11 protein-coding genes and 1 pseudogene are annotated in these 13,228 nt (G+C 36.1%); all 12 read right to left on the bottom strand.

Annotated features, from left to right (window positions below; genetic code table 11):
* Positions 1-158: 158 nt before the first annotated feature.
* On the bottom strand, positions 159-1,376 hold the full coding sequence (ilvA, locus tag WMO42_RS03205) for a threonine ammonia-lyase (RefSeq protein WP_055174806.1): 1,218 nt from the start codon (positions 1,374-1,376) through the stop codon (positions 159-161).
* Between the two features lie 116 nt (positions 1,377-1,492).
* Entirely contained in the window at positions 1,493-2,428 is a 936-nt protein-coding gene (ftsY, locus tag WMO42_RS03200) for a signal recognition particle-docking protein FtsY (RefSeq protein ID WP_349172275.1), read from the bottom strand.
* Position 2,429: 1 nt separating this feature from the next.
* Positions 2,430-6,008 (bottom strand): chromosome segregation protein SMC, encoded by a 3,579-nt coding sequence (smc, locus tag WMO42_RS03195; RefSeq protein WP_349191549.1) that lies wholly within the window; start codon positions 6,006-6,008, stop codon positions 2,430-2,432.
* Positions 6,009-6,024: 16 nt separating this feature from the next.
* Entirely contained in the window at positions 6,025-6,735 is a 711-nt protein-coding gene (rnc, locus tag WMO42_RS03190) for a ribonuclease III (protein ID WP_349153172.1), read from the bottom strand.
* Positions 6,736-6,970: 235 nt separating this feature from the next.
* The gene (gene acpP / locus WMO42_RS03185) at positions 6,971-7,204 is read right to left on the bottom strand and encodes an acyl carrier protein (protein ID WP_022501714.1); all 234 of its coding nucleotides are present in this window, start codon (positions 7,202-7,204) and stop codon (positions 6,971-6,973) included.
* 197 nt (positions 7,205-7,401) lie between these two features.
* Positions 7,402-8,418: a phosphate acyltransferase PlsX gene (gene plsX / locus WMO42_RS03180; protein WP_055306619.1), complete on the bottom strand. Its 1,017-nt coding sequence runs from the start codon at positions 8,416-8,418 to the stop codon at positions 7,402-7,404.
* A gap of 291 nt (positions 8,419-8,709) precedes the next feature.
* Entirely contained in the window at positions 8,710-8,889 is a 180-nt protein-coding gene (gene rpmF, locus WMO42_RS03175) for a 50S ribosomal protein L32 (protein WP_022501712.1), read from the bottom strand.
* Between the two features lie 4 nt (positions 8,890-8,893).
* Positions 8,894-9,418 (bottom strand): DUF177 domain-containing protein, encoded by a 525-nt coding sequence (locus tag WMO42_RS03170; RefSeq protein ID WP_022501711.1) that lies wholly within the window; start codon positions 9,416-9,418, stop codon positions 8,894-8,896.
* A gap of 178 nt (positions 9,419-9,596) precedes the next feature.
* Positions 9,597-10,796 carry an acetate kinase gene (locus tag WMO42_RS03165; protein ID WP_055174816.1) on the bottom strand — a complete coding sequence of 400 codons (1,200 nt, stop codon included), beginning with the start codon at positions 10,794-10,796 and terminating at the stop codon, positions 9,597-9,599.
* Between the two features lie 249 nt (positions 10,797-11,045).
* Positions 11,046-12,047, bottom strand: coding sequence for a phosphate acetyltransferase (gene pta, locus WMO42_RS03160; RefSeq protein WP_022206630.1), 1,002 nt, complete (start codon positions 12,045-12,047; stop codon positions 11,046-11,048).
* A gap of 165 nt (positions 12,048-12,212) precedes the next feature.
* A pseudogene (locus WMO42_RS03155) lies at positions 12,213-12,455 on the bottom strand (type I restriction-modification enzyme R subunit C-terminal domain-containing protein); the annotation flags it as partial.
* A gap of 125 nt (positions 12,456-12,580) precedes the next feature.
* On the bottom strand, positions 12,581-13,135 hold the full coding sequence (locus WMO42_RS03150) for a hypothetical protein (protein ID WP_349191547.1): 555 nt from the start codon (positions 13,133-13,135) through the stop codon (positions 12,581-12,583).
* Positions 13,136-13,228 lie beyond the last annotated feature (93 nt).

Here is a 13,228-nt window from a genome sequence, read left to right as displayed (position 1 = left end):
AAATAGTGGTGTAAATATGTAAATTGTGTGTAAAAAATGTGAAACCAGCCACAAAACTGATTTCACATCTATACTTGTATATTATATACATTTTATGTAAGCCTGTTAAAATAAAACTTTTATGTATCAGCGTAACATATCAGTGTCACTTTGATAAATTAGATATTAACCTTAACAAGACGTGGTCTTAAACCGTTCTTTTCAAGCTCAGATACAATCTGGTCTTTGTGTTCATGTCCGAAAGCTTCAATAGTTATTCTCAATTCAACTGTAGCCTTTCTGTTAATGCTTACAAACTGGTTATGATCAAGCTTGATTACATTACCATTAGCGTTGGCAATTATCTGTGCAACTCTTACAAGTTCCCCCGGCTTATCTGGAAGAAGTACAGATACAGTAAATATTCTGCTTCTCTGAACAAGACCCTGCTGAACAACAGATGACATTGTTATTACGTCCATATTACCACCTGAAAGAATTGAAACAACCTTCTTATCTTTAACCTTAAGCTGTTTAAGTGCTGCAACTGTAAGAAGACCTGAGTTCTCTACTATCATTTTATGATTTTCAACCATATCAAGGAAAGATACAATTAAGTCTTCATCAGGAACTGTTATTATATCATCAAGATTCTTCTGAAGATATGGGAATACCTTTGTACCCGGTGTCTTAACTGCTGTACCATCAGCTATTGTGCTGACAGTTGGAAGTGTTGTAACCTTTCCATTCTTTAAAGAAGCCTGCAGACAATTAGCACCGGCTGGTTCAACACCGATTACTTTAATATTAGGATTAAGAAGCTTGGCAAGTGTAGATACACCTGTTGCAAGTCCGCCGCCGCCAACTGGAACGAGGATATAATCAACTGTTGGGAGTTCTTTAATAATCTCCATAGCAATTGAGCCCTGTCCTGTAGCAACATCAAGGTCATCAAATGGATGAACAAATGTAAGTCCCTTTTCTTCTGCTAACTTAAGAGCATATTCACAGGCTTCATCATATACATCTCCGTAAAGTACAACTTCAGCACCATAACCCTTAGTTCTGTTAACCTTTATAAGTGGTGTTGTTGTTGGCATAACAACAGTAGCCTTTACGCCATACTTTTTTGCTGCAAATGCAACACCCTGTGCGTGGTTACCAGCAGATGCTGTTATAAGGCCTTTCTTTCTTGCCTCTTCTGACATTGTGCTTATCTTGTAATATGCACCTCTTACCTTGTAAGCACCAGTATACTGCATATTCTCAGGCTTAAGATATACTTTATTGCCTGTCTGGTTGCTGAAATATTCGCTGAATATAAGGTTAGTTGGTAATGTAGCTTCCTTTACTTTCTCAGCAGCTTCTTCAAATTTCTTTAAAGTTAATTCTTCCATTGTAAATCTACTCTCCTTATAGTTACTTTATATTATTAAATCAATTATTAACAATAATATACATCATTAATCTAGTTATCAATATAAAATATCATTAATTGAATTAAAATATTACATTAATCATCATCTTCTTCATTATCTGATGTATCAAATAATGCGTTGACAAATGTATCTGAGTCAAACTTCTGTAAGTCCTTAACCTGCTCACCTACACCAATGTACTTAACAGGTATTCCAAATTCTGCCTGAATAGCAACGGCGATACCACCCTTAGCTGTTCCGTCCATCTTAGTAAGAATAATTCCTGTTATATTAGTTACATCATTGAATTCGCGTAACTGTGAAATTGCGTTCTGACCAGTTGTCGCATCAAGGACTATAAGATTTTCCCTATACGCATCAGCATACTCTCTTTCAATAACTCTGTCAATCTTGCGTAATTCTTCCATAAGATTTTTCTTATTCTGAAGCCTTCCGGCTGTATCACACAAAAGAACATCTGCGTGCCTTGCTTTTGCCGCTGCTATAGAATCATATATTACAGCCGCTGGGTCAGAGCCCTCATTCTGTGCAATTATATCTGCACCTACCCTGTTAGCCCATTCTGTAAGCTGTTCAATGGCAGCAGCCCTGAATGTATCAGCCGCAGCAAGGACAACCTTTTTGTTCTGCTCTTTTAAATGGCCTGCAAGCTTTCCTACAGAGGTAGTCTTTCCAACACCATTAACACCAATAAGCATAACAATTGACTTAGTATTCTCAAATTCATATGCATTGGGCCCAAGGTTCATCTTCTCTTTGATTGTATCAATCAATAACTGCTTGCAATCTTTAGGGTCTTTTATTTTATTCTCTTTAACCTTAGCCTTAAGGTCTTCAATAATCTCATCAGTTGCCCTGACACCAATATCTCCCATAATAAGAGTCTCTTCAAGTTCTTCGTAGAAATCATCATCAATTGAAGAAAAGCCATTAAATATATTATCAATGCCCGATACGATATTATCTCTGGTCTTTGTAAGACCTTCTTTAAGTTTACTAAAAAGTCCCATATTAACTCTTCCTTTCTTTAGTCTCATTCAGATCATTGGCAATAAGGTCTACAGAAACAAGAGTTGATACACCCTTCTCCTGCATAGTAATACCATATAATCTGTCTGCCGCAGCCATAGTTCCACGTCTGTGGGTAATTACAATAAACTGTGTATGCTTTGTAAGCTTATGAAGATAATTAGCATATCTTCCAACATTAGAATCATCAAGTGCAGCTTCAATTTCATCAAGAAGACAGAATGGTGATGGCTTTAAGTTCTGTATGGCAAATAATAACGCAATTGCTGTAAGAGCCTTTTCTCCACCTGATAACTGCATCATATTCTGGAGCTTCTTTCCTGGTGGCTGGGATACAATTATAATGCCCGCTTCAAGTATATCTTCATCTTCCACAAGTTCAATTGTACCACGTCCACCGCCGAATAATTCCTTGAATACCTTATCAAATTCCACTTTTATCTCTTCAAATTTGGCAGTAAACTGTGTTCTCATTCCATTATCAAGTTCTGTTATAACCTTCATAAGCGACTGTTCAGCCTCAATCATATCATCGTGCTGTGTCTTTAAGAAAGTATAACGCTCGCTTACTTCTTTATATTCTTCAATGGCATTAACATTTACATCGCCAAGTTTCTTAATAGAAGCTTTAAGTATATTAATCAGCTTTCTTAAATCATTAAGATTAGTTAATTCATCGCTCTTTAATTCCAGTGCATAGCTGTATGTAAGCTCATACTCATTCCACATATAATCAACAAGTGAATCATTAGATTCATCAAGCTTATCGTGCTGGTTATGAAGACGCATGCTTTCTTTTTCAAGAAGGATAATCTGCTCATTAAGGGTTTCTCTTTTCTTAAAGAACTCCTTATGGCTTGCAGTAACCTTTTCTTTGTCAGCCTTTAGCTTGGACAGCTTATCGTTGTTAGCTTCAAGCTCTTTAACTGTCTTTTCAATATTATCCTTAACATCAGTTATTTCCTGCTGTTTAGTCTTTATTAATTCTGCTGTCTGTTTTATCTTATCGTTAATACTCTCTTTTTCATTATCAAGACTATTAATCTCATCAGAAAGTCTTTGAATATTTTCATTAATAAATGCAGCTTTCTGTTCAACTGATGAATGTGATATCTTTAAATTCTCAAGCTTAAGTGATACTGCCGCCTCATTCGCTTTCTTTTCTTCAAGCAGCTTATTAAGGTTCTCAATCTCTTTTCTTGAAGCCTCATTCTCGCTGTCAAGCACATTAAGGCTTCCACTTACCTGCTGTTTATCACTGTTGACCTTTGATATCTCAGCATCTATTCCAGCCTGTTCATTTACTGCATTTGAATATCCATCAATTATCTCTTTTAACTTGTTATCAGCCTGCTTAAGAGTTACATCTAAAGTATTCTTCTTAATGTGTGTCTCTCTTTGCTGTTTATTTAACTGGTCAAGATTATCCCTGTTCTTACCGACTTCACTTCTAAGCTCTGATATAGAAGCTTTGGTTTCTGTTATTGTCTTGCTTATGCTTGAAACTTCTGTCTTAAGTTCTTCAATCTCTCTTCTTCGTCCAAGAAGGTTGCTTGAATTCTTAAAAGCACCACCTGTCATTGAACCGCCTGGATTAAGCTGCTCACCTTCAAGTGTTACAATTCTTAATGAATATTTATACTTTCTTGCAATTACCAGAGCATTTTCTATATTATCAACTACAAGAATACGTCCAAGCAGATACTTTGCAAGTCCTTCATATTCAAAAGACACCCTTACAAGATTGCTGGCAACTCCAACAACACCCTTCTCATTAATGCAGTTATCGTTCTCTAATGTATTTCTTGAATGAATAGCATTGAGTGGTAAAAATGTTGCACGGCCAAGCTTATTTACTTTAAGGTAATTAATAAGTTCCTTAGCAGTATTCTCTTTGTCTGTAACTATGTTCTGGATTGTTCCGCCAAGCGCTGTTTCAATAGCAGTTTCATATTGCTTCTCTACTTTAATAATATCAGCGATAACACCAAGAATACCAGGGGTACTGTCCTTTAACTCCATTATCTTACGGATACTGTTGCCATATCCGTCATATCGTTCAGTTATATTAACTAAAGATTCAAGTCTTGACTTGCTTCTATGGTAATTCTGTGTAAGCTTGTCAAGTTCCTGTGTCTTCTCCGTTATTACCCCCTTAATAGATGTTACATTGGCATTGGCTTCTGCAATAGAATCATTGATACTGCTTATATTAACATCACATTCTTTTAACTGTGAAGTAATAGAAGCTATTACCTGTCTTTGTGCTGTTTCATCACTTTTTCCAGTTATTATCCTGCTGTTTAACTGCGATTTACGGATTTCAAGCTGTTCAAGCATTGTAATGAACTTCTGGTTCTCTGCTTTGATAGATGACTGTTCTGTCAGATTATCATATATAAGTGTCTGACGGTTCTCTATCTGTCCTGATATTCCGTCTATCTCAGCCTTTACAGCCTCAGCTTCCTCATTAATGGCATTAAGCTTTGTGTTATATTCATTAATCTCTGTATTAATCGCCTCTGCCTGCTTCTTTAATTCATTAATCGAAGCTGTCTTGGCAGTCTTATCCTTCTCAATGTCATTAATTCTCTCAGAATGAAGCTGCTTGTTGGCGTTAAATGTCTTAACCTGTTCCTCAAACAGATTAATCTCACCCTTGAACTTCTGGTTATCAAGCTCTAATGCAGAAGATACCTGATTAGTCTGCTCGATTGTAAGATTAAGCTCATTAAGCTGGTTCTCAGCCTCTTCATATTCTGCCTTAGTAGCATCATATTCATTTCTTGAGCCAGCCAGATCATTATCAGCAATCTCTATTTTATTATCAAGCTCAGCAATTTCTTTTCTTATACGGTCAGTTTCTAATAAAAATGCGTTGACATCATATTTTTTCAAATCTGACTTTAAATTAAGATATTCCTTTGCTTTCTCAGACTGTACCTGTAATGGGCCAACCTGCTTTTCAAGTTCTGATAAAATATCATTAACACGGACAAGATTATTTCTTTCATTATCAAGCTTCTTGATAGCCGCAGCTTTACGGCGTTTAAACTTAACAATACCTGCCGCCTCATCAAAAAGCTCCCTGCGTTCCTCAGGTTTACCACTAAGGATTTTATCAATCTGTCCCTGTCCGATAATTGAATAACCTTCTTTACCGATACCTGTATCATAGAACATCTCTGTTACATCTTTTAATCGGCAGGTATGTCCATTAATCTTGTATTCACTTTCCCCTGAACGGTATACTCTTCTTGATACCGTAACTTCATCATATTCAACAGGAAGTGCGTGGTCACTATTATCAAGTGTTATTGCAACATACGCAAAACCAACAGGTTTACGGTTCTGTGTTCCTGCAAATATGACATCTTCCATTTTCGCCCCACGAAGCTGCTTCGCACTTTGTTCACCAAGAACCCATCTTACAGCATCGGCGACATTACTTTTCCCAGAGCCATTAGGACCTACAATGCCTGTAATTCCGTTATGAAAGTCAAATACTATCTTATTGGCAAATGACTTAAAGCCCTGAACCTCTATACTCTTTAAATACATATATACAATTCCTTTGCTATTTTCTTATAGGAATTTCATATCCCTGCTTCTTTAATTCCACAAGTGCCTCATATGCCGCGTGCTGTTCAGCGTGCTTCTTGGTATGACCCTTGGCTGTAACGTGGAACATTCCATTGACCTTCGCACTTGCAATAAAGTCTTTATCGTGCTCTGGTCCTGATTCTCCTATAATCTCGTATACAACTTCCTTATGTGCCGCCTGTACGACTTCCTGTAAAATAGTTTTGCTATCATAAAAGAGTTGCTTGCTTTCCAAATCATTAAGAATAAATGATTTAACGAATTCTTTTGCATTAGCAAAACCACCATCCAGATATATTGCTCCTATTACCGCTTCACAGGCATCTGATACTATAGAATCTCTCTTTCTTCCGCCTGTTAATTCCTCACCTTTACCTAACATTATGAAATTATCAATTCCAATAGCTCTTGCACATATAGCAAGTGTAGGTTCACATACAATACTTGCACGAAGTCTTGTCATCTGGCCCTCATTCATATTGCTGTAATTCTTATAAATGTAATCGCTTGATGTAAGTTCCAGAACTGCATCACCAAGGAACTCAAGTCTTTCATTATCCTTATACTTCTTAATCGTCTTCTCATTAGCATAAGAGCTGTGAGTAAGTGCATTTTTTAAAAGATTAATATCTTTAAACTGATAATTAATTTTATCCATTAACTCAGATAAATTCTTATTATACATTCAATCTCCAATCTGGTGTCAATCTTATAATTATGTCCAATTTATTCAAAAAAGAAAATACAGTCAGATAAAATCCTGCCAGATTACTTTATATGTAACAGGGAATTCTATCAAAATTTCCTGTTACATAAAAAAGCATTAATTTATCCGTGTAATATGCACACTTATAAATTAATGCTCTATTGACACATATTATAGACCCCTGCTATATCAACACCAATATTCTTTATATTAATTATTTAGCAAGTGCATTCTGAATCTGAGTTGCTGCATCTCCTACAGTAACAATATTCTCAATTGCATCGTCTGGAATCTGAATACCGAACTGGTCTTCAATCTCTGTTATAATCTGGAATACATCTAAAGAATCTGCCTTAAGGTCATCAACAAATGCTGATTCTTTAGTAATCTTATCCTCGCTTATATTAAGTACATCTGCAATAATTCTCTGTAACTTCTGAAATTCCATATAAATCCTCCATTCTGACCTGATATCTTAATTATATGAATATCAATATATATCAGGCGTTATACACAATTCTAAATCTGATATTCTTATTATAAATATAACATCTATTCTTGTATTACTATTATAAATATAATATCCGTTCTTGTACTACTTTTATAAATATAATGTACATCCTTGTACTACTATAAATATTATATCTATTCTTCTGTTAATTCCGGCATATGCGAAAGTGACTCAACAATCTGCTCATTAATATTGCTTTTTGAAAATGTCACGCATTGAAGAATTGAATTCTTTACCTCTTTAGCTTTGGCACTTCCGTGTGTCTTAACAACAAGACCATTAAGACCTATAAGTGGTGCTCCACCATACTCTGATGCATCCATAGTCTTAAGTGTACTCTTAATTGAGTCCTTAACAAGCATTGCTCCAATCTTTGACTTAAGATTAGAATAAAATGCACCCTTAATCTTAGATATAATTGTACCAGCAAGACCCTCGTAAAGCTTTAATATAACATTACCAACAAATGCATCACACACGATAACATCTGCACCGCTTCTTGGTATCTCTCTTGCTTCAATGCTTCCTATAAAGTTAATATCATCACACGCTTTAAGAAGTGGAAATGTCTCCTTAACAAGCTGGTTGCCTTTCTCCTCTTCAAGACCAACATTAACTATCGCTACTCTTGGCTTCTTAATCCCAAGACAGTTCTCCATATATATAGAACCCATCTTAGCCCACTGCACAAGAAAAGCTGGTCTGGCATCAACATTAGCCCCACTGTCAACTATCAGCACACAGCCTTTATCAGTAGGAACAATCGCACCTATTGGTGGTCTTTCAACGCCTGGAAGACGTCCAACAATAACCTGTCCACCAACTAATATAGCACCAGAACTTCCTGCTGATACGAAAGCATCAGCTTCTTTATTCTTAACCATATTAAGAGCCTTAACCAAAGATGAATCTTTCTTATGTCTTATAGCCATAACAGGTGGCTCACCTGTTTCTATAACCTCTGTAGCATTAACAACTTCTATCTGCTCTTTGCTATAAGTATATTTGGAAAGTTCGTTATTAACAACATCTTCTTTTCCAACAAGATATACAAAACATTCTTTGCTTGTATTTACGGCATCTACCGCACCTTTAACAATCTCGCCAGGGGCATTATCTCCACCCATAGCATCAAGTGCAACTTTTATCATAAATATACCATTCCTTATATAAATTATGCCTTTTAAATATACTACTAAAATGCTATTTATGCAAGCAAAGCTTAAAAGAAAGCATATGCTAAAAATGTATTTCACCTATATTCTTAATAAGGATCCAAAAAGAATATATCTATGAACAGGAACACCTTTGGTCTTAGCCGTATCCGTCCCACCATCCAGGCAGATTAGAAACTTTCATTTATTAGAAACGTACACGAAAGGCATAAAAAATGAGCCTGCCCTCTAAAGGACAGACTCATTAAATAAGTTACTCTATAGAAATTAATCTACAGTAACGATTTCTTTCTTGTTGTATGAGCCACAAGACTTACATACTCTATGAGGCATCATTAATGCACCACACTTGCTGCACTTTACGAGATTAGGAGCGCTCATCTTCCAATTAGCTCTTCTCTTATCTCTTCTAGCCTTTGAAGATTTATTCTTAGGACAAATTGACATTCGGTTACACCTCCTTAAAATTCTTTAAAATATCTTTGAAAACAGACATTCTTGGATCCAGGATATCCCTGTCACAACCGCACTCTCCTTTGTTCAGATTCGCACCGCAAATCAGACAAATTCCTTTGCAGTCCTCCTTACATAAGGTCTTTCCCGGCATGGATATCAGTATTTCGCCGAAAACTAACTTGTCCACGTCGAGGTCGTATCCATCAATATAGTCTTTTTCTTCTTTTGCTTCTTCCTCGGATGCGTTATCATTAAAGTCAACAATCTCATCAACCGTATAGTCAACGCGTGTATCAACTGGCTCTAAGCATCTGTCACAAGGAATACTAAGGGTAACATAAGAATCAGCCTTAATAGAAAGCTTATTCTTACCTAGCTTCTTAATGATAACATCAACCGCAGGCTTATCAATTATATCATAATCAGAAGAACCTGTATTAAATGTATTCATCTCAATATCTGCTTTATAACTCTTCTCATCCTGTGAACCGGATAAAAGCTCTCTTAAATCAATTAGCATAATTGTCTCCAATTCATACTATATATAGTAAATAAGCATAACGCTTACCACACTTGGTCTATTATACGCACCTTATATTGGTTTGTCAATAACTAATTTAATATATTTAATCGCAATATATTAAACCGCACAATATATTCAATCGTAATATATTTAATCAATTAACATATGTCGTTAATTACTTTACAAGTGCTAATGTTTCTCTTGCAATAGCAAGTTCTTCATTTGTAGGAATTACGCAAAGCTTAACCTTTGATTCTGGTGTAGAGATGATGCCTTCAACACCGCAAGCCTTCTCAGAAGCTGCTTCATCAAGTTCAACTCCGAGGAATCCAAGATATTTACATACCATTGGTCTTAACCAAGCTGCATTTTCACCAACACCAGCTGTAAATGTGATAGCATCAACACCATTCATAGCTGCTGTATAAGAACCGATGTACTTAGCTACTCTGTAAGCATAAGCTTCAAGTGTAACCTTAGCTACTTCATTGCCTTCGTTAGCTGCTGCGTTAAGATCTCTGAAGTCAGAAGAAATACCACCTGACATACCAAGTACACCTGACTTCTTGTTAAGAATATTAAGCATTTCGCTTACTGTAAGATTCTCATGGTTGCAAAGGTATTCGATAATAGCTGGATCAAGATCACCTGAACGAGTACCCATAATAAGACCTTCAAGTGGAGTAAGACCCATAGATGTATCTACACACTTGCCACCGATAGAAGCTGAGATTGAAGCACCATTACCAAGGTGGCATACGATAACCTTAGCTGTCTTAGGGTCAAGGTCAGCAAACTTGATTGTTTCCTTTGATACAAAGCTGTGGCTTGTTCCGTGGAAACCGTATCTTCTTACGCCATACTTTTCATAGTATTCACGAGGAATAGCGTAAAGATAAGCCTTTGGCTCCATTGTTCCGCCAAATGCTGTATCCCATACAGCTACATTTGGCTTACCAGGCATAGCAGCTTCAACAGCTTCAATACCTATAAGGTTAGCTGGGTTATGAAGAGGTCCTAAATCGAAGCACTCTCTTACTACCTTCTTAACATCTTCTGTTACAAGACAAGACTCGATATACTTCTCACCTGCATGAAGTACTCTGTGACCTACAGCAGCAATTTCGTCTGTAGACTTGATCACACCGTGTTCTGCATCCATAAGAGCATCAAGTACAAGCTTAACAGCAATGTTGTGATCCTTCATAGGTGTTTCAACAACATACTTATCCTTTCCTGTTGGCTTATGTGTAAGGATAGAACCATCAATACCGATTCTTTCTACAAGACCCTTTGCGATAACGCTCTCATCTTCCATATTGATTAACTGATACTTAAGTGATGAGCTTCCGCAGTTTAATACTAAAATATTCATTCTTATTAATCTCCTATAAAATTAAATATAAGTTATATAATCATTTAATATAATATAAATCATTTAACAATACTTTCTTTATCGGTTCACCGATAGCACTATATTCAAAATAAAAATATCATATTAAATAATCAGTCTATGTTAGTTATACAAACAATATGAGGGGCAAATAATTCGTCCCTCATATTATTATAAATGATGTACCTGACTGCCGCGTGGCAATCATATCATCAAAATGTATGTACACAATTATTTAGCAGCATCCTGAGCCTGAACTGCTGTCATAGCTACAACACCAACGATATCTTCTGCGAAGCATCCTCTTGAAAGATCGTTAACTGGCATTGAAAGACCCTGAAGAACTGGACCATAAGCGCCAGCCTTAGCAAGTCTCTGAACTAACTTGTAACCAATGTTACCAGCTTCAAGTGAAGGGAATACTAATGTATTAGCCTTACCAGCAACCTTGCTGTTAGGAGCCTTAAGTGCTGCAACTTCTGGAACTAAAGCAGCATCTAACTGAAGTTCACCATCAACAGCAATGTCTGGGTACTTTTCGTTAGCAATCTTAACTGCATCAGCTACCATAGTTACTCTTTCGTGCTTAGCACTTCCGTATGAAGAGAATGAAAGCATAGCAACCTTAGGTTCTGCACCAACAAAGCTCTTGAATGAATCTGCAGATAATGCTGCAACTTCTGCAAGCTTCTCTGAATCAAGATCTGGGTTAACAGCACAGTCAGCGAATACGAATAATCCATTCTCGCCTAATTCACAGTTAGGAACCTCCATAAGGAAGAAACCTGATACACTGCTGATACCTGGCTTAGTCTTTAATAACTGAAGAGCTGGACGGATTGTGTTACCTGTTGAATGGCAGGCACCTGAAACTGCACCATCAGCATCACCGCACTTACACATAAGGCATGCATAGTACATATAATCCTTCTCCATCTGTTCCTTAGCCATCTCAGGTGTAACACCCTTCTTAGCTCTTAATTCAACGAACTTGTCGATATATTTCTGCTTATTAGGATCATTGAATGGATCTACGATTGTAGCACCTGTAATATCATATCCCTTGCTGTTCTCAGCGATTTCTTCTGGTGTACCGATGATTATAAGATTAGCGATACCTTCCTTTAAAATCTTCTCAGCAGCTGCGAATGTTCTCTTATCCATAGATTCTGGTAAAACGATAGTCTTCTTATCTGCTTTTGCTCTAGCGTAAATTGTGTCAATAAATGCCATGATTACTGACTCCTCCTTAAAATATGAATTTCGGCACATTATGTTTACCATTATGTTACCGCTACTTTTGCCCCCATTATATACCTTTTTTTTGCGTAAGACAAGGTGAGGATTGTTCTAAATGTTAAGCAATTTTACTGAATTATGTCTATAATCCAATGTTATTTAAGCTGCTGCATTATCATTTATGGTATCTATAACCTTTTTAATTCCAAACCACACAGTTAAATCTGTGAATATATCTACGACACTTCCTTGATCAGTAAATGGTGATTCCTGAAGAATTGAAAAATCTCTCATCATTCCATTGTGAACAATATATTCTACTATCTGATTTACGAAATAAATCTGTCTGCTATCAAGATTCGTATTAGTAAGATACTCTGAAAATGCTTCTTTAACAGCATTTGCTGTATTTTAATTTAGTCATTTATCAATCATTTGACTAAATTAAAACACTATATGACGTAATTAAATTTAAAATCGTCAATTCTTATCAGATATGGCAATTTAACTTTCATAACTTTTAACAGCTACAGTTCTACACTCAACACTTCTCTATATGGATTGACCGTAGACAATCCTATTTTAGCAATCTGACCATCTATAGGCATAAATAAATCCTGTAATACAGCAAATGCCTGTCTCATCTGCTCCTTATCAAGACATTTGCCAAGTGTAATATGCGGCATCCACGAATATGGCTGATAAAATTTGCTTATATTAGTTTCTGGAATTGTTGCAAATTCATTATATATTGATATTGAAAGATTCATCATATACTCGTTAAGTACAGGTGCGGCATATATCACGCGAGGAAAAAGCTGTCCGACCGATACTATATTTATCGTATTATTTATATTTACAACGCCTTTTTCATCTAAAGGCTGTAACCTTTCCCTGCATACCTTTTCAAATGCTGGAATTAACACATCAACATTCCTTGCCTCAATTGCACTGATTGTAAGATGAGGCATAACATTATTCCTTATCATAAAATCATTGCCTGTTTTATCGGCAATTCTTTGTTGCAGATGTTTCAATATTTTATTAGTATTTTCATCAAAATACGCTGATATTAAATACATACCTAACACTCCCTGAATATATAATCTGTGCCAACAGCATACTATTTTCCAACAGTTGAATTGTATATGTTTCCTCTTAATTTAACTCACACT

Origin of the sequence: Lachnospira sp. CLA-JM-H23 (genome assembly GCF_040096425.1) — a bacterium.
GTDB lineage: Bacteria > Bacillota > Clostridia > Lachnospirales > Lachnospiraceae > Lachnospira > Lachnospira rogosae.
Note: the sequence above shows the minus strand (reverse complement) of the source record. Positions and strands in the feature narration are given on the sequence as shown.

Bases quoted from the DNA above. Each gene is read 5' to 3' on its own strand.
- ilvA (WP_055174806.1), bottom strand. From the start codon at position 1,376: ATGGAAGAATTAACTTTAAAGAAATTTGAAGAAGCTGCTGAGAAAGTA.
- acpP (WP_022501714.1), bottom strand. From the start codon at position 7,204: ATGGAATTTCAGAAGTTACAGAGAATTATTGCAGATGTACTTAATATA.
- WMO42_RS03165 (WP_055174816.1), bottom strand. From the start codon at position 10,796: ATGAATATTTTAGTATTAAACTGCGGAAGCTCATCACTTAAGTATCAG.
- WMO42_RS03170 (WP_022501711.1), bottom strand. From the start codon at position 9,418: ATGCTAATTGATTTAAGAGAGCTTTTATCCGGTTCACAGGATGAGAAG.
- WMO42_RS03150 (WP_349191547.1), bottom strand. From the start codon at position 13,135: ATGTATTTAATATCAGCGTATTTTGATGAAAATACTAATAAAATATTG.
- smc (WP_349191549.1), bottom strand. From the start codon at position 6,008: ATGTATTTAAAGAGTATAGAGGTTCAGGGCTTTAAGTCATTTGCCAAT.
- rnc (WP_349153172.1), bottom strand. From the start codon at position 6,735: ATGTATAATAAGAATTTATCTGAGTTAATGGATAAAATTAATTATCAG.
- pta (WP_022206630.1), bottom strand. From the start codon at position 12,047: ATGGCATTTATTGACACAATTTACGCTAGAGCAAAAGCAGATAAGAAG.
- ftsY (WP_349172275.1), bottom strand. From the start codon at position 2,428: ATGGGACTTTTTAGTAAACTTAAAGAAGGTCTTACAAAGACCAGAGAT.
- rpmF (WP_022501712.1), bottom strand. From the start codon at position 8,889: ATGTCAATTTGTCCTAAGAATAAATCTTCAAAGGCTAGAAGAGATAAG.
- plsX (WP_055306619.1), bottom strand. From the start codon at position 8,418: ATGATAAAAGTTGCACTTGATGCTATGGGTGGAGATAATGCCCCTGGC.